The following is a 14,470-nucleotide window of genomic DNA, read 5'->3' as shown; positions in this document are numbered from 1 at the left end:
CGCAGGATCAGGGACGGGAGGGGACTAGCAGGTCGCGCAGCCCGGCCGCTCGGGCAGGGACCGCTTGTTGCGGGCCTCCCTGCTGCGGGCGGCGAGGAGCTCGTCGGCCGGGTAGCCGACCTCCTCCAGGGTCAGGCCGTGCGGCCGTACGACGTGGACGGCCGAGTCCCGCACGCCCGCCGCCAGCACCTTGCCCGGCCAGTCCGGCGGACGGTGGCCGTCGCCGACGAACAGCAGCGCCCCGATCAGCGAGCGGACCATGTTGTGGCAGAAGGCGTCGGCCCGGACGGTGGCGGTGACGATCCCGTCCTCGCCGCGCACCAGGCTCAGCTCCTGGAGGGTCCGGATGGTCGTGGCCCCCTCCCGCTTCTTGCAGTACGCGGCGAAGTCGTGCTCCCCCAGCAGCCCGCGGGCCGCCTCGTTCATGGCGTCGACGTCGAGCGGCCAGTCGTGCCACAGCACGTGCCCGCGCAGCAGCGGGTCCACCCCGCCGGGGTTGTCGGTGACGCGGTAGGCGTAGCGCCGCCAGATCGCGGAGAACCGGGCGTCGAAGCCGCTGGGCGCCTCCCTGAGCGCCCACACCCGTACGTCCTTCGGCAGCCGCCCGGCGAGCCGCTTGAGCAGCTTCGTGTGGTGCTCGGCCCACACCTCGCGCGGCAGGTCCACGTGCGCGACCTGACCCCGCGCGTGCACACCGGAGTCGGTCCGCCCCGCCACGGTCAGCTCGTACGTCGTCCCCCCGGACCGCGTCACGGTCCGCAGGGCGTCCTCGATCTCCCCCTGCACGGTCCGCCGCCCGCCGGCCTGCTTGGCCCACCCGGAGAATCCGGTCCCGTCGTAGGAGAGGTCAAGACGGACCCGCACGAACCCTGGCTGCACTTCGTCACTCACGCACAGATCCTCTCAGACACACGAAAGCGGGCCCGCCCCTGGAAAGGGACGGGCCCGCAACGCCCTGAAGGGGCACGGGAACCGAGCGACGCACCACGGCGCTGCCGCGACTGCCGTCGCACGGCCTCCGGCGGAACGCCTACGCGTCCTTCGACTCCTCGGCGGCCTCGTCGGCCTTGGCCTCGGTGGTCTCCTCGGCCTTGGCCTCGGTGGTCTCCTCGGCCTTGGCCTCGGTGGTCTCCTCGGCCTTGGTCGTGTCGACCTTGGCCTCGGCGTCCTTGGCGGCACGCTTGGTGGCGGCCTCGGCCTCGCCGGTGGCCTGCTGCTGCACCGTCAGCGCCTCGACCAGCTCGATGACGGCCATGGGCGCGTTGTCGCCACGACGGTTACCGATCTTGGTGATGCGGGTGTAGCCACCGGGACGGTTCTCGTACCGCGGGCCGATCTCGGTGAAGAGCGTGTGGACGATGCTCTTGTCCGTGATGACCTGGAGCACCTGACGGCGGTTGTGAAGGTCGCCCTTCTTCGCCTTGGTGACCAGACGCTCGGCGTACGGACGCAGCTTGCGCGCCTTCGCCTCGGTGGTGGTGATGCGGCCGTGCTCGAACAGCGCCTTCGCGAGGTTCGCGAGGAGCAGCTTCTCGTGCGCGGCGCTGCCGCCCATACGGGCGCCCTTGGTGGGCCTCGGCATGGTGTTTCTCCTAGGTGTCTGCCCCGGCCGTATCAGGTACCGGGGTCAGTATCCGAGCAGACGGTTGTCTGTCGGAGATCCGGGCGCCTTCCGGCGCCCGGAGGGTCCGCAGCCAGGTACGGACGACGAGTCCCGAGCCCTCAGTACTGCTCGGTCTCGACGAAGCCCGCGTCCGCGTCGTCGTCCGCGCCGAACGCGTCCGCCGCAGCGGTCGGGTCGAACCCGGGGGGCGAGTCCTTCAGCGCGAGGCCCATGCCGGCGAGCTTGGCCTTGACCTCGTCGATGGACTTCGCACCGAAGTTGCGGATGTCGAGCAGGTCCGCCTCGGAGCGGGCGACGAGCTCGCCCACGGAGTGGATGCCCTCACGCTTGAGGCAGTTGTACGACCGGACGGTGAGCTCCAGCTCCTCGATCGGCAGCGCCAGGTCGGCGGCGAGGGCGGCGTCCGTGGGGGACGGACCCATGTCGATGCCCTCGGCGTCGATGTTGAGCTCACGGGCCAGACCGAACAGCTCGACCAGGGTCTTGCCGGCCGACGCCATGGCGTCGCGCGGACGCATGGCCTGCTTGGTCTCGACGTCGACGATCAGCTTGTCGAAGTCGGTGCGCTGCTCGACACGGGTCGCCTCGACCTTGTAGGTGACCTTGAGGACCGGCGAGTAGATCGAGTCGACCGGGATGCGCCCGATCTCCTGACCGACCTGCTTGTTCTGCACGGCGGAGACGTAGCCGCGACCGCGCTCGACGGTCAGCTCCATCTCCAGCTTGCCCTTGCCGTTGAGCGTGGCGAGGACGAGGTCGGGGTTGTGCACCTCGACACCGGCCGGCGGCGCGATGTCGGCGGCGGTGACCAGACCCGGCCCCTGCTTACGCAGGTACATCACGACCGGCTCGTCGTGCTCCGAGGAGACGACCAGCTGCTTGATGTTGAGGATCAGGTCGGTGACGTCCTCCTTGACGCCCGGCACGGTGGTGAACTCGTGCAGGACGCCGTCGATGCGGATGCTGGTGACAGCGGCACCGGGGATCGACGACAGGAGGGTACGGCGGAGGGAGTTGCCGAGGGTGTAGCCGAAGCCCGGCTCCAGCGGCTCGATCACGAACCGGGAGCGGAATTCGTCGACGACCTCTTCGGTCAACGAGGGACGCTGAGCGATCAGCATGGGGTGATCAGATCCTTCTTTCGTGGACGCCCGCTATTTGACGTCCGACGGAGACCGCACCCGGTGAAAAGTGCGGGTACTGCAAGGGTACGGGCGGTACGGCCCTTGCGAGCCGTACCGCCCGGACCCGAAGCCGAACGAAGCGGCCGGCGTCTCAGACGCGACGGCGCTTCGGCGGACGGCAGCCGTTGTGCGGGGTCGGGGTGACGTCCTGGATGGAGCCGACCTCGAGGCCCGTGGCCTGCAGGGAACGGATCGCGGTCTCACGACCGGAGCCCGGGCCCTTGACGAACACGTCGACCTTGCGCATGCCGTGCTCCTGGGCGCGGCGGGCGGCCGACTCGGCGGCCATCTGCGCGGCGAACGGCGTGGACTTCCGGGAGCCCTTGAAGCCGACGTGGCCGGCGGAGGCCCAGGAGATCACGTTGCCGGACGGGTCCGTGATCGACACGATCGTGTTGTTGAACGTGCTCTTGATGTGCGCGTGGCCGTGAGCGACGTTCTTCTTTTCCTTGCGGCGCACCTTCTTGGCAGCGCCCTGACGACCCTTGGGGGGCATGTCGTTCTCCTACGGGAGGTGGTCGGTCCTACAGCGAAGACCGTGGACAGAGGTCCGCTGCGGACTACTTCTTGCCCGGCTTCTTCTTGCCGGCGATGGCGCGACGCGGGCCCTTGCGGGTACGCGCGTTGGTGCTGGTGCGCTGACCGCGGACGGGCAGACCGCGACGGTGACGCAGACCCTGGTAGGTGCCGATCTCGACCTTGCGGCGGATGTCGGCCTGGATCTCGCGACGGAGGTCACCCTCGGTCTTGATGTTGTTGTCGACGTACTCGCGGATCGCGACGAGCTGCTCCTCGGAGAGGTCGCGAACGCGGGTGTTCGGGTCGACGCCGGTGGCGGCCAGCGTCTGCTGCGAAAGCGTCCGGCCGATGCCGAACACGTAGGTGAGGGCGATCTCCACGCGCTTTTCGCGCGGGATGTCAACACCGGAAACGCGTGCCATTCAATGGCTCCAGTTGATTGTCGGAGGTCTTCCACAGGACCGGATCCCAGCCCGCCGTATCAGGTACGGACCGGGTCCCCGGCCTCCGAGCCGGGGGTGTCGAGCCGTGCGGCTCGGGACCTGCGTATGAACGTGTACTGCTCGCGTCGCGCGAAGTTCTGCGGAAGTCGCAGGGGGTCGATCGTGCTGCGGTCAGCCCTGGCGCTGCTTGTGGCGCGGGTTCTCGCAGATGACCATGACCCGGCCGTGACGGCGGATCACCCTGCACTTGTCGCAGATCTTCTTGACGCTCGGCTTGACCTTCATGGGTGTGAGGTTCTCCGGGTCAGTGCCATCACCCCGGCGGGCCGGGGAGCGGGCAAGATCTACTTGTACCGGTAGACGATCCGGCCACGCGTCAGGTCGTACGGAGACAGCTCCACCACGACCCGGTCGTCAGGGAGGATGCGGATGTAGTGCATGCGCATCTTGCCGCTGATGTGTGCCAGGACCTGGTGGCCGTTCTGGAGCTCGACCCTGAACATGGCGTTCGGAAGAGACTCGACGACAGTGCCCTCGATCTCGATGGCACCTTGCTTCTTGGCCACGCTTCGCCCTTCGAATCGACTACCTTGATCGACTCTGGTGTGCACCGTGTGTAGTACATGCGGACATGCGGGTGCACGAGAGCCGACGAGTCAGTCTACGTCAGCTCCCCCGGAAACACGAATCGAGAATCCTGCCCCACCCCGGAGATCCTTAACCGGGCGGAGCCCGCCGCCGACGCCGCGCTCCCGCGGGTCCGGCGCCGGGGGCGCCTCACGGGCTCCGCACGGCCGCACCGGCCTTCGGCCGGCGAGTCCGCCTTCCGCCTGGCGTGCGTCGTCAGCCGAGCGGATCCGGCGCCGCCGTGATGCCCAGCTCGGCGAGCTTCGCCTTGCCGCCGTCAGGGGCCGTCAGGACCAGCGGCCCCTGCTCGGTCAGGGCCACCGAGTGCTCCCAGTGGGAGGACCAGGTGCCGTCGGTGGTGACGACCGTCCAGTCGTCGGAGAGGACCTTCGTCCTCGGGGTGCCCAGGGAGACCATCGGCTCGATGGCGAGGCAGAAGCCCGGGACCAGCTTGGGACCCTTGCCCCGCTTGCGGTCGACGTAGTTCAGCAGATGCGGGTCCATGTGCATCTCGGTGCCGATGCCGTGGCCACCGTAGTCCTCGATGATCCCGTACTTGCCGCCGCCCGGCTTGGGCTGGCGCCGGATGTACGTCTCGACGGCGCGGGAGATGTCGACGAGCCGGTTGCCCTGCTTCATGGCCGCGATGCCGGCCCACATCGACTCCTCGGTCACCCGGGACAGCTCGACCAGCTCCGGGGAGTGGCCGGACCCGACGAACGCGGTGTAGGCGGCGTCGCCGTGCCACCCGTCGATGATCGCGCCGCAGTCGATGGAGATGACGTCGCCGTCCTTGAGGACGACGTCGTCGGAGGGGATGCCGTGGACGACGACGTCGTTCACCGAGGTGCAGATCGTCGCGGGGAAGCCGCCGTAGCCGAGGAAGTTCGGCTTGGCGTTGTGCTCGGCGAGCACCTTGCGGGCGACCTGGTCCAGGTCCCTCGTCGTGGCTCCCGGCACGGCGGCCTCACGGGTGGCCGCGTGGATGGCGGCGACGACCAACCCCGCCTCACGCATCTTGGCGATCTGCTCAGGGCTCTTGATCTGCACCATGGGGGACGACGGCCTTTCTGGGACCAGGAGAGGAGACGAACACTTCCAACGATACGGGGCGGTCGCGCCTTCCCCGGCACCTCAAGGGCCTGGGAGGCGCCCCGGGGGCGATGAGGGACCCCGCCCGGGCGAAGCCGAAAGCGGGGGAGGCGCCCCGCGAGCGCCGGACCGCGCGAACGCGCCCGTCAAGCCACAGCCGCGGTCCCCGAAGGAACCGCGGCTGCAACCAGCGAGATCGGACTACTTACCGCTCTTCAGCGCCTCCAGCGCACGGCCCGTGACCTCGTCGACGGACCCCATCGCCGAGATGGTGACGACCAGCCCCTGCACCCGGTAGTAATCGATGATCGGCTCGGTCTGCGTGTGGTAGACCTCCAGCCGCGTCCGCACCGTCTCCTCGGAGTCGTCGTCGCGCTGGTACAGCTCACCACCACAGAGGTCGCACACGCCCTCCTGCTTCGACGGGCTGTACGTCACGTGGAACACGTGCGCCGAGTCCTTGCGGCACACCCGCCGCCCGGCGATCCGCTTGACGACCTCGTCCTCCGGGGCCTCGAGGTCGAGGACCGCGTCCAGCTTGATGCCCTCGGTCTGCAGCAGCTCGTCCAGCGCCTCGGCCTGCGACACGTTGCGCGGGAAACCGTCCAGCAGGAAGCCGCCCTCGGCGTCGGGCTGCTCCATGCGGTCCTTGGCCATGGCGATGGTGACCTCGTCGGGTACGAGATTGCCCGCGTCCATGTAGGACTTCGCGAGCTTCCCGAGCTCGGTCTGCCGGCTGATGTTGGCACGGAACAGGTCGCCTGTGGAGATGTGCGGGATGCGCAGTTTCTCGGCAAGGCGGGTGGCCTGCGTACCCTTACCGGCACCCGGCGGCCCGACGAGGACGATTCGCATCAGCGGAGGAACCCTTCGTAATTGCGCTGCTGGAGCTGGCTCTCGATCTGCCTCACCGTCTCGAGACCGACACCCACGATGATCAGGATGCTGGTCCCGCCGAACGGGAAGTTCTGGTTCGCCCCGAAACCAGCCAACGCCATTGTCGGCACGAGAGAGATCAGCCCCAGGTACAGCGAACCCGGCCAGGTGATCCGGTTGAGTACGTAGCTGAGGTACTCAGCGGTCGGTCGGCCAGCCCGGATGCCCGGGATGAAGCCACCATACTTCTTCATGTTGTCGGCGACTTCTTCGGGGTTGAAGGAGATCGCCACGTAGAAGAAGGCGAAGAACACGATCAGGAGGAAGTACAGAACGATGTGCGCCGTGGCGGCGGGATTGGCGAGATTCGCCTCGATCCACGTCGCCCAGCCCGCCGTCGAGTTGGAGAACTGGACGATCAGCGCCGGGATGTACAGCAGCGACGCGGCGAAGATGACGGGGATCACGCCCGCCTGGTTCACCTTGAGCGGGATGTACGTCGACGTCCCGCCGTAGGAACGGCGGCCGACCATGCGCTTGGCGTACTGCACGGGGATCCGGCGCTGGGCCTGCTCGACGAAGACGACCAGGCCGACCATGACGAACCCGACGAGCATGACGGTGCCGAACTCGATCCAGCCGTCCGCGAGGCTGCCCTGCTCCTTGATGGCCCACAGGGCGGAGGGGAAGGTCGCGGCGATCGAGATGAACATCAGGATCGACATGCCGTTGCCGATGCCGCGGTCGGTGATGAGCTCACCGAGCCACATGACGAAGGCCGTGCCGGCGGTCATGGTGAGGACCATGGTGACGGTCACGAAGATCGACTGGTCCGGGACGATCTGGCTCGCGACCGGGCAGCCCTGGAACAGGGCGCCGCTGCGGGCGGTGGCCACCAGGCCGGTGCCCTGCAGGATCGCCAGCGCCACCGTCAGATAACGGGTGTACTGCGTGATCTTCGCCGTACCGGCCTGGCCCTCTTTCTTGAGGGCTTCCAGACGCGGGATCACCACGGTCAGCAGCTGCAGGATGATCGCCGCGGTGATGTACGGCATGATGCCCAGGGCGAAGATCGTGATCTGGAGCAGCGCCCCGCCGCTGAACATGTTGACCAGGCCGAACAGACCCGAGTTGGCTTCGGCGTTGTCGATGCAGGTCTGGACGTTGCGGTAGTCGACGCCCGGAATGGGAACGTTGGTACCGACGCGGTACACCACGATGATGCCGAGCGTGAAGAGCAGCTTCTTGCGCAGGTCGGGCGTCTTGAACGCCCGGGCGAACGCGGTGAGCACGGTGCCTCCTGCGACCCCCCGCGCAACTGCGTCAAGGGTGACGGTCTTGAGATTCCGACTAAGGACGATTACGTAACGGTCAACTGCCGCCCTGAGTGCCCCGCGTGGGGCGCCCGAGGTCAATGGGCAGCGCAGGCCACCTTACCGGCGACCATGCCGCCCTAGGAACGACCAACCGGGGATACCCCAAATGTGGGGTATCCCCGGTCGGGATCGCTCTACGTCATCGAGACACCTGAACGGGTCAGACGAGCTCGGTGACGGTACCGCCGGCGGCGGTGATCTTCTCCTTGGCGGAGCCGGAGACGGCGTCGACCGTCACCTGCAGCGCCACGGAGATCTCGCCCTGGCCGAGGACCTTGACGAGGCTGTTCTTGCGCACGGCACCCTTGGCCACGAGGCCCTCGACGGTGACCTCGCCGCCCTCGGGGTAGAGCGCGGCCAGCTTGTCGAGGTTCACGACCTGGTACTCGGTCTTGAACGGGTTCTTGAAGCCCTTCAGCTTCGGGAGGCGCATGTGGAGCGGCATCTGGCCGCCCTCGAAGCGCTCCGGAACCTGGTAACGGGCCTTGGTGCCCTTGGTACCACGACCGGCCGTCTTACCCTTCGACGCCTCACCACGACCGACACGGGTCTTGGCGGTCTTGGCGCCCGGGGCGGGACGGAGGTTGTGGATCTTGAGCGGGTTCTGCTCCGCCATGATCAGTCGACCTCCTCGACCGTCACGAGGTGGCGGACGGTGTGCACCATGCCGCGGAACTCGGGGCGGTCCTCCTTGACGACCTGCGTGTTGATGCCCTTGAGACCAAGGGAACGCAGGGTGTCACGGTGGTTCTGCTTGCTGCCGATGTAGGACTTGACCTGCGTGATCTTGAGCTGCGCCATGATCACACACCCGCCCCGGCACGCGCACGGAGAAGAGCCGCGGGAGCGACGTCCTCGAGGGGCAGACCACGGCGGGCCGCGATCTCCTCGGGACGCTGCAGGCCCTTGAGGGCCGCCACGGTCGCGTGCACGATGTTGATCTGGTTGTCGGAGCCGAGCGACTTCGACAGCACGTCGTGGATACCGGCGCACTCGAGCACGGCACGCACCGGACCACCGGCGATCACACCGGTACCGGGCGACGCGGGCTTGAGCAGCACGACGCCGGCAGCCTTCTCACCCTGGATGGGGTGCGGGATGGTGCCCTGGATGCGGGGGACCTTGAAGAAGTGCTTCTTGGCCTCCTCAACGCCCTTGGCGATGGCGGCCGGCACCTCCTTGGCCTTGCCGTATCCGACACCCACGGTGCCGTCACCGTCGCCCACCACGACCAGCGCGGTGAAGCTGAAGCGACGACCACCCTTCACAACCTTGGCGACGCGGTTGATCGCGACGACGCGCTCAACGTACGCGGTCTTCTCGGCGGCAGCTGCGCCGCCGTCACGGCCCTTCCGGTCCCGCCGCTCGCCGCCACCGGCACCGCCACCGCGGCGCTGGGGTCCAGCCATTGGAATTACCTCTCTCTGTTTCCGCTAGCTACGGAACCGGCTCAGAACTTCAGTCCGGCTTCGCGGGCGGCGTCCGCCAGGGCGGCGATGCGCCCGGCGTACTGGTTGCCACCACGGTCGAACACGACGGCCTCGACACCGGCGGCCTTGGCGCGCTCGGCGACCAGGGCGCCGACCTGCTTGGCCTGCGTGGACTTGTCGCCCTCGCCGCCCCGGACCGACGCGTCCAGGGTGGACGCCGACGCCAGGGTGTGGCCCTTCAGGTCGTCGATCACCTGCGCCACGATGTGGCGGTTGGAACGGGTCACGACCAGGCGAGGACGCTCGGCGGTGCCGGCGACCTTCTTGCGGATCCGGATGTGACGACGCTTGATAGCAGCACGCTTGTAGGCGTCGCCCTTGAGGATCTTCTGCCCGTATGCCATGGCTTACTTACCCGCCTTTCCGACCTTGCGGCGGATGACTTCGCCCTCGTACTTGACGCCCTTGGCCTTGTACGGGTCGGGCTTGCGCAGCTTGCGGATGTTGGCCGCAACCTCGCCGACCTTCTGCTTGTCGATGCCCTCGACCGAGAAACGGGTCGGGGCCTCGACCTTGAAGGTGATGCCCTCGGGCGCCTCGACCGTGATCGGGTGGCTGTAGCCGAGGGAGAACTCCAGGTTCGAACCCTTGGCGACAACGCGGTAACCGACACCGCTGATCTCGAGCTTCTTCACGTAACCCTGGGTCACGCCGGTGATCATGTTCGCCACCAGCGTGCGGGACAGGCCGTGCAGGGCCTTGTTCTGACGCTCGTCGTTGGGGCGGGTGACGTTCAGCACGCCGTCCTCACCCTTGACGATCTCGATCGGCGCCACGACGGTGTGGGTCAGTGTGCCCTTGGGGCCCTTGACCGAGACCGTACGGCCGTCGATGGTGACGTCCACGCCGGCGGGAACCGCGATGGGGAGCTTGCCGATGCGCGACATAGCTGTTTCCTCCGTTCCCTTCCGCTACCAGACGTAGGCGAGGACTTCCCCACCCACGCCCTTCTTGCCGGCCTGCTTGTCGGTGAGGAGCCCGTGCGACGTGGAGATGATCGCCACGCCGAGGCCGCCCAGCACCTTCGGCAGGTTGGTGGACTTCGCGTACACCCGGAGACCGGGCTTGGAGATCCGCTTGATGCCCGCGATGGAGCGCTCACGGTTCGGGCCGAACTTCAGCTCGAGGACGAGGTTCTTGCCGACCTCGGCGTCCTCGGTCTTCCAGCCCGTGATGAAGCCCTCCTGCTGGAGGATCTCCGCGATGTGCGACTTGATCTTCGAGTGCGGCATCGCCACGGAGTCGTGGTACGCCGAGTTCGCGTTCCGCAGACGCGTGAGCATGTCTGCGATCGGATCAGTCATGGTCATGAATTGGCCTTCGGCCTCTCTCGCCGGGGTTTCCTGGTGCGCCATCCCTCTCCCCGATCCGAGACGGGACGGGTGCGGCGCGGTGGACCTACGGCGTAGTAAGTCGTCTGGGGCACGGCAGGTGCCCAACCCCGCAAGCCTAAGCCATGCGGAGCGGGCCTCCCGCCGTTCCCCTTGCTTACCGAGAGTCCTGGGGGTCCGGAATTACCCGGACTACCAGGAGCTCTTGGTCACGCCCGGCAGCTCGCCACGGTGAGCCATCTCACGAAGGCACACGCGGCACAGGCCGAACTTGCGGTACACGGAGTGCGGACGGCCGCAGCGCTGGCAGCGGGTGTAGCCGCGCACTCCGAACTTGGGCTTGCGAGCAGCCTTCGCGATGAGAGCCTTCTTCGCCATCTCGCTCACGCCTCCTTGAACGGGAAGCCGAGGTGACGGAGAAGGGCACGGCCCTCTTCGTCGTTGGTCGCCGTGGTGACCACGGTGATGTCCATACCCCGGACACGGTCGATCTTGTCCTGGTCGATCTCGTGGAACATGACCTGCTCCGTGAGACCGAAGGTGTAGTTGCCACGGCCGTCGAACTGCTTGGGGGACAGACCGCGGAAGTCACGGATGCGCGGCAGCGCGAGCGACAGGGTGCGGTCCAGGAACTCCCACATGCGGTCACCGCGGAGCGTGACGTGGGCACCGATCGGCTGACCCTCACGCAGCTTGAACTGCGCGATGGACTTGCGGGCCTTGGTGACGGCCGGCTTCTGACCGGTGATCGTGGTGAGGTCGCGGATGGCGCCCTCGATCAGCTTGGAGTCGCGGGCGGCGTCGCCCACACCCATGTTGACCACGATCTTGACGAGGCCGGGAACCTGCATGACGTTCTCGTACTTGAACTCGTCACGCAGCTTGCCCGCGATCTCCTCGCGGTACTTCGTCTTCAGACGCGGAGTGGTGGTGGTAGCCATCAGATGTCCTCACCCGTCCGCTTGGCAACGCGGATCTTGTTGCCCTCGTCGTCGAAGCGGTAACCGACGCGCGTGACGACCTTCTTGCCGTCCTTCTCCACGACCAGCTGGACGTTGGAGACGTGGACCGGGGCCTCGGTGGTCACGATGCCGCCGGCCTGCGAACCGCTGGCGGTCGGGCCGGCCTTGGTGTGCTTCTTGACCCGGTTGACACCCTCGACCAGGACACGCTGCTGGCGCGGGTAAGCGGCAATGACCTTGCCCTGCTTTCCCTTGTCCTTGCCGGTGATGACCTGGACCAGGTCGCCCTTTTTGATCTTCATGCTCACAGCACCTCCGGCGCGAGGGAGATGATCTTCATGAACTTCTTCTCGCGCAGCTCACGGCCCACGGGGCCGAAAATACGGGTGCCGCGAGGGTCGCCGTCGTTCTTCAGAATGACGGCGGCGTTCTCGTCGAAGCGGATGTACGAGCCGTCCGGACGGCGGCGCTCCTTGACGGTGCGAACGATGACCGCCTTGACGACGTCACCCTTCTTCACGTTGCCACCGGGGATCGCGTCCTTGACGGTGGCGACGATGACGTCACCGATGCCCGCGTAGCGGCGACCGGAGCCACCGAGCACACGGATGCAAAGGATTTCCTTCGCCCCCGTGTTGTCGGCGACGCGCAGTCGCGACTCCTGCTGGATCACGTCTATCTCCTGTTTGTCTGCCGGTTCCCCGGGGGCCGTTCGGCTGAACGGCCCCCGGAGCCTGGCGGAACTGTCCTGCGAGGGATGCCTAGCAGGAACGTACTTTTGGGAATTCCCTTACGGGAATTACCTACTTGGCCTTCTCGAGGATCTCGACGATGCGCCAGTGCTTCGTCGCGGACAGCGGCCGGGTCTCCATCAGGAGGACGCGGTCGCCGACGCCGGCGGCGTTCTGCTCGTCGTGGGCCTTGAGCTTGCTCGTGCTGCGGATGACCTTGCCGTACAGCGCGTGCTTCTTGCGGTCCTCGACGGCGACGACGACGGTCTTGTCCATCTTGTCGCTGACGACGATGCCCTCACGGGTCTTGCGGTCGCCCCGAGCCTCGGTGTTCGTCTCAGTCACGTTGTTCTCGCTCATGCGTTCTCCACCGTTTCGATGCCCAGCTCGCGCTCGCGCATCAGGGTGTAGATCCGCGCGATGTCCTTACGGACGGCCTTCAGCCGACCGTGGTTCTCGAGCTGACCGGTCGCCGCCTGGAAACGGAGGTTGAACAGCTCTTCCTTGGCCTCGCGGAGCTTCGCGAGAAGCTCCTCGTTGCCCAGCTCGCGCAGCTCGGACGCCTTGGTACCGGCCGACATCACGCTTCACCTGCCTCGCGCTTGACGATCCGGCACTTCATCGGCAGCTTGTGGGCCGCACGGGTCAGCGCCTCACGGGCGATCTTCTCGTTGGGGTAGGACAGCTCGAACATGACCCGACCCGGGTGCACGTTCGCGATCCACCACTCCGGCGAACCCTTACCGGAACCCATGCGGGTCTCGGCCGGCTTCTTCGTGAGCGGGCGGTCCGGGTAGATGTTGATCCAGACCTTGCCGCCACGCTTGATGTGGCGGGTCATCGCGATACGGGCCGCCTCGATCTGGCGGTTGGTCACGTACGCCGGCGTGAGGGCCTGGATGCCGTACTCGCCGAACGCGACGGTCGTACCACCCTTGGCCATACCACGGCGCTTCGGGTGGTGCTGCTTGCGGTGCTTGACCCTACGGGGGATCAGCATGTCGGTCAGGCCTCCGTTCCGGTGCTCTCAGCCGGAGCGGCAGCCGGAGCCTCGGCCTTGGGGGCCTCGGCAGCGGGAGCCTGCTGCGGCTTGCGGCCGCGACCGCCACGCTCGCCACCGCGGCCACCACGGGCCGGGCGGTCAGCGCCACCACGGGCCGGGCGGTTGCCGGCACGGGCGGCGGCGTTCTCGGCGCGGACCTCGGCGATGTTCTTGACGTCGCCCTTGTAGATCCAGACCTTCACGCCGATGCGGCCGAAGGTCGTCTTGGCCTCGAAGAAGCCGTAGTCCACGTTCGCGCGGAGCGTGTGCAGGGGCACACGGCCCTCGCGGTAGAACTCCGAGCGGGACATCTCGGCGCCACCGAGGCGGCCACCGCACTGGATCTTGATGCCCTTGGCGCCCGCCTTCATCGCCGACTGCATGCTCTTGCGCATGGCACGGCGGAAGGAGACACGGGAGGAGAGCTGCTCGGCGACGGCCTGGGCCACGAGCTGAGCGTCCGTCTCGGGGTTCTTGACCTCGAGGATGTTCAGCTGGACCTGCTTGCCGGTGAGCTTTTCGAGGTCGCCGCGGATGCGGTCGGCCTCGGCGCCGCGGCGGCCGATGACGATGCCCGGACGAGCGGTGTGGATGTCCACACGCACGCGGTCACGGGTGCGCTCGATCTCGACCTTGGAGATGCCGGCGCGCTCCATGCCGGACGTCATCATCCGACGGATGGCGACGTCTTCCTTGACGTAGTCCTTGTACAGCTTGTCGGCGTACCAACGCGACTTGAAGTCGGTCGTGACACCGAGCCGGAACCCATGCGGGTTAACCTTCTGGCCCATTACCGGGTTCCTTCCTTGCTGCTGACGACCACGGTGATGTGGCTGGTCCGCTTGCGGATCCGGTAGGCGCGGCCCTGGGCGCGCGGACGGAACCGCTTCAGGGTCGGGCCCTCGTCGACGTAGGCCTCGGAGATGAAGAGGCTGTCGACATCGGTGTGGTCGTAGTTGTGCGCGGCGTTGGCAATGGCGCTGTCCAGCACCTTGCCGACCGGCACGCTCGCGGCCTGCGGGGCGAAACGCAGGACCGCCTGAGCCTCCGTGGCGTCCATGCCACGGATGAGGTCCACCACGCGGCGGGCCTTCATGGGCGTGACGCGGATGTACCGCGCCTGGGCCCTGGCTTCCATGGTTGTCCCTTCAGTGTTTGTCATGGTCATTCACC

The 14,470-nt window shown here is 67.3% G+C and carries 25 protein-coding genes; all 25 read right to left on the bottom strand.

Annotated features, from left to right (window positions below; all coding sequences use genetic code 11):
• Positions 1-24 precede the first annotated feature (24 nt).
• Positions 25-891, bottom strand: coding sequence for a tRNA pseudouridine(38-40) synthase TruA (gene truA, locus KYY02_RS01490; protein WP_371235518.1), 867 nt, complete (start codon positions 889-891; stop codon positions 25-27).
• Positions 892-1,030: 139 nt separating this feature from the next.
• Entirely contained in the window at positions 1,031-1,582 is a 552-nt protein-coding gene (gene rplQ, locus KYY02_RS01485) for a 50S ribosomal protein L17 (protein WP_371235517.1), read from the bottom strand.
• A 140-nt stretch (positions 1,583-1,722) separates the two neighbouring features.
• Positions 1,723-2,745, bottom strand: a complete 1,023-nt coding sequence (locus KYY02_RS01480; RefSeq protein ID WP_003966937.1) for a DNA-directed RNA polymerase subunit alpha — start codon at positions 2,743-2,745, stop codon at positions 1,723-1,725.
• A gap of 154 nt (positions 2,746-2,899) precedes the next feature.
• Positions 2,900-3,304 (bottom strand): 30S ribosomal protein S11, encoded by a 405-nt coding sequence (rpsK, locus tag KYY02_RS01475; RefSeq protein ID WP_003956432.1) that lies wholly within the window; start codon positions 3,302-3,304, stop codon positions 2,900-2,902.
• A 64-nt stretch (positions 3,305-3,368) separates the two neighbouring features.
• Complete coding sequence (rpsM, locus tag KYY02_RS01470) at positions 3,369-3,749, bottom strand: 30S ribosomal protein S13 (RefSeq protein WP_004984507.1); 381 nt, start codon at positions 3,747-3,749, stop codon at positions 3,369-3,371.
• 192 nt (positions 3,750-3,941) lie between these two features.
• Entirely contained in the window at positions 3,942-4,055 is a 114-nt protein-coding gene (gene rpmJ, locus KYY02_RS01465; protein WP_003998809.1) for a 50S ribosomal protein L36, read from the bottom strand.
• Positions 4,056-4,114: 59 nt separating this feature from the next.
• Positions 4,115-4,336: a translation initiation factor IF-1 gene (gene infA / locus KYY02_RS01460; protein WP_004927214.1), complete on the bottom strand. Its 222-nt coding sequence runs from the start codon at positions 4,334-4,336 to the stop codon at positions 4,115-4,117.
• 277 nt (positions 4,337-4,613) lie between these two features.
• Positions 4,614-5,450 carry a type I methionyl aminopeptidase gene (map, locus tag KYY02_RS01455; RefSeq protein WP_371235516.1) on the bottom strand — a complete coding sequence of 279 codons (837 nt, stop codon included), beginning with the start codon at positions 5,448-5,450 and terminating at the stop codon, positions 4,614-4,616.
• Between the two features lie 240 nt (positions 5,451-5,690).
• Entirely contained in the window at positions 5,691-6,344 is a 654-nt protein-coding gene (locus tag KYY02_RS01450; protein WP_371235515.1) for an adenylate kinase, read from the bottom strand.
• Complete coding sequence (secY, locus tag KYY02_RS01445) at positions 6,344-7,657, bottom strand: preprotein translocase subunit SecY (RefSeq protein ID WP_371235514.1); 1,314 nt, start codon at positions 7,655-7,657, stop codon at positions 6,344-6,346. The genes KYY02_RS01450 and secY overlap by 1 nt, the downstream gene beginning before the upstream one ends.
• Before the next feature lie 244 nt (positions 7,658-7,901).
• Positions 7,902-8,357, bottom strand: coding sequence for a 50S ribosomal protein L15 (gene rplO, locus KYY02_RS01440; RefSeq protein WP_014674382.1), 456 nt, complete (start codon positions 8,355-8,357; stop codon positions 7,902-7,904).
• 2 nt (positions 8,358-8,359) lie between these two features.
• Entirely contained in the window at positions 8,360-8,542 is a 183-nt protein-coding gene (gene rpmD, locus KYY02_RS01435) for a 50S ribosomal protein L30 (protein WP_003974250.1), read from the bottom strand.
• A gap of 2 nt (positions 8,543-8,544) precedes the next feature.
• Positions 8,545-9,150, bottom strand: coding sequence for a 30S ribosomal protein S5 (gene rpsE, locus KYY02_RS01430; protein ID WP_030831667.1), 606 nt, complete (start codon positions 9,148-9,150; stop codon positions 8,545-8,547).
• Between the two features lie 41 nt (positions 9,151-9,191).
• Positions 9,192-9,575, bottom strand: coding sequence for a 50S ribosomal protein L18 (gene rplR / locus KYY02_RS01425; protein ID WP_030831668.1), 384 nt, complete (start codon positions 9,573-9,575; stop codon positions 9,192-9,194).
• 3 nt (positions 9,576-9,578) lie between these two features.
• Positions 9,579-10,118, bottom strand: a complete 540-nt coding sequence (gene rplF, locus KYY02_RS01420; protein WP_371235513.1) for a 50S ribosomal protein L6 — start codon at positions 10,116-10,118, stop codon at positions 9,579-9,581.
• 24 nt (positions 10,119-10,142) lie between these two features.
• Positions 10,143-10,541, bottom strand: coding sequence for a 30S ribosomal protein S8 (gene rpsH, locus KYY02_RS01415; RefSeq protein WP_030831671.1), 399 nt, complete (start codon positions 10,539-10,541; stop codon positions 10,143-10,145).
• 213 nt (positions 10,542-10,754) lie between these two features.
• Positions 10,755-10,940 (bottom strand): type Z 30S ribosomal protein S14, encoded by a 186-nt coding sequence (locus tag KYY02_RS01410; RefSeq protein ID WP_003948630.1) that lies wholly within the window; start codon positions 10,938-10,940, stop codon positions 10,755-10,757.
• A 5-nt stretch (positions 10,941-10,945) separates the two neighbouring features.
• Positions 10,946-11,503, bottom strand: a complete 558-nt coding sequence (gene rplE, locus KYY02_RS01405) for a 50S ribosomal protein L5 (protein ID WP_014674377.1) — start codon at positions 11,501-11,503, stop codon at positions 10,946-10,948.
• On the bottom strand, positions 11,503-11,826 hold the full coding sequence (gene rplX / locus KYY02_RS01400) for a 50S ribosomal protein L24 (RefSeq protein ID WP_371235512.1): 324 nt from the start codon (positions 11,824-11,826) through the stop codon (positions 11,503-11,505). Before rplX ends, rplE begins: the two co-directional genes overlap by 1 nt.
• Positions 11,827-11,828: 2 nt before the next feature.
• Positions 11,829-12,197, bottom strand: coding sequence for a 50S ribosomal protein L14 (gene rplN / locus KYY02_RS01395; RefSeq protein WP_003998823.1), 369 nt, complete (start codon positions 12,195-12,197; stop codon positions 11,829-11,831).
• A 130-nt stretch (positions 12,198-12,327) separates the two neighbouring features.
• A complete protein-coding gene (gene rpsQ / locus KYY02_RS01390) occupies positions 12,328-12,615 on the bottom strand; it encodes a 30S ribosomal protein S17 (protein ID WP_004927263.1) in 288 nt (95 codons plus the stop codon).
• Positions 12,612-12,836, bottom strand: coding sequence for a 50S ribosomal protein L29 (gene rpmC, locus KYY02_RS01385; protein ID WP_007494763.1), 225 nt, complete (start codon positions 12,834-12,836; stop codon positions 12,612-12,614). The genes rpsQ and rpmC overlap by 4 nt, the downstream gene beginning before the upstream one ends.
• Entirely contained in the window at positions 12,836-13,255 is a 420-nt protein-coding gene (gene rplP / locus KYY02_RS01380) for a 50S ribosomal protein L16 (RefSeq protein ID WP_007443989.1), read from the bottom strand. Before rplP ends, rpmC begins: the two co-directional genes overlap by 1 nt.
• A 5-nt stretch (positions 13,256-13,260) precedes the next feature.
• The gene (rpsC, locus tag KYY02_RS01375; protein ID WP_004927271.1) at positions 13,261-14,088 is read right to left on the bottom strand and encodes a 30S ribosomal protein S3; all 828 of its coding nucleotides are present in this window, start codon (positions 14,086-14,088) and stop codon (positions 13,261-13,263) included.
• Positions 14,088-14,435, bottom strand: coding sequence for a 50S ribosomal protein L22 (gene rplV, locus KYY02_RS01370; RefSeq protein WP_006130776.1), 348 nt, complete (start codon positions 14,433-14,435; stop codon positions 14,088-14,090). Before rplV ends, rpsC begins: the two co-directional genes overlap by 1 nt.
• Positions 14,436-14,470: the final 35 nt, after the last annotated feature.

It is taken from the genome of Streptomyces pimonensis, from assembly GCF_041380215.1.
GTDB lineage: Bacteria > Actinomycetota > Actinomycetes > Streptomycetales > Streptomycetaceae > Streptomyces > Streptomyces pimonensis.
Note: the sequence above shows the minus strand (reverse complement) of the source record. Positions and strands in the feature narration are given on the sequence as shown.

Coding starts and splice junctions, on each gene's coding strand:
- rplR (WP_030831668.1), bottom strand. CDS start 9,575: ATGGCATACGGGCAGAAGATCCTCAAGGGCGACGCCTACAAGCGTGCT.
- rplP (WP_007443989.1), bottom strand. CDS start 13,255: ATGCTGATCCCCCGTAGGGTCAAGCACCGCAAGCAGCACCACCCGAAG.
- rpsM (WP_004984507.1), bottom strand. CDS start 3,749: ATGGCACGCGTTTCCGGTGTTGACATCCCGCGCGAAAAGCGCGTGGAG.
- rpsQ (WP_004927263.1), bottom strand. CDS start 12,615: ATGAGCGAGAACAACGTGACTGAGACGAACACCGAGGCTCGGGGCGAC.
- KYY02_RS01480 (WP_003966937.1), bottom strand. CDS start 2,745: ATGCTGATCGCTCAGCGTCCCTCGTTGACCGAAGAGGTCGTCGACGAA.
- rpsC (WP_004927271.1), bottom strand. CDS start 14,088: ATGGGCCAGAAGGTTAACCCGCATGGGTTCCGGCTCGGTGTCACGACC.
- rpmD (WP_003974250.1), bottom strand. CDS start 8,542: ATGGCGCAGCTCAAGATCACGCAGGTCAAGTCCTACATCGGCAGCAAG.
- KYY02_RS01410 (WP_003948630.1), bottom strand. CDS start 10,940: ATGGCGAAGAAGGCTCTCATCGCGAAGGCTGCTCGCAAGCCCAAGTTC.
- map (WP_371235516.1), bottom strand. CDS start 5,450: ATGGTGCAGATCAAGAGCCCTGAGCAGATCGCCAAGATGCGTGAGGCG.
- rpsK (WP_003956432.1), bottom strand. CDS start 3,304: ATGCCCCCCAAGGGTCGTCAGGGCGCTGCCAAGAAGGTGCGCCGCAAG.
- rplV (WP_006130776.1), bottom strand. CDS start 14,435: ATGGAAGCCAGGGCCCAGGCGCGGTACATCCGCGTCACGCCCATGAAG.
- rpsE (WP_030831667.1), bottom strand. CDS start 9,150: ATGGCTGGACCCCAGCGCCGCGGTGGCGGTGCCGGTGGCGGCGAGCGG.
- rplF (WP_371235513.1), bottom strand. CDS start 10,118: ATGTCGCGCATCGGCAAGCTCCCCATCGCGGTTCCCGCCGGCGTGGAC.
- KYY02_RS01450 (WP_371235515.1), bottom strand. CDS start 6,344: ATGCGAATCGTCCTCGTCGGGCCGCCGGGTGCCGGTAAGGGTACGCAG.
- rplE (WP_014674377.1), bottom strand. CDS start 11,503: ATGGCTACCACCACCACTCCGCGTCTGAAGACGAAGTACCGCGAGGAG.
- rplO (WP_014674382.1), bottom strand. CDS start 8,357: ATGGCGGAGCAGAACCCGCTCAAGATCCACAACCTCCGTCCCGCCCCG.
- rplX (WP_371235512.1), bottom strand. CDS start 11,826: ATGAAGATCAAAAAGGGCGACCTGGTCCAGGTCATCACCGGCAAGGAC.
- rplQ (WP_371235517.1), bottom strand. CDS start 1,582: ATGCCGAGGCCCACCAAGGGCGCCCGTATGGGCGGCAGCGCCGCGCAC.
- rpmJ (WP_003998809.1), bottom strand. CDS start 4,055: ATGAAGGTCAAGCCGAGCGTCAAGAAGATCTGCGACAAGTGCAGGGTG.
- rpmC (WP_007494763.1), bottom strand. CDS start 12,836: ATGTCGGCCGGTACCAAGGCGTCCGAGCTGCGCGAGCTGGGCAACGAG.
- rpsH (WP_030831671.1), bottom strand. CDS start 10,541: ATGACCATGACTGATCCGATCGCAGACATGCTCACGCGTCTGCGGAAC.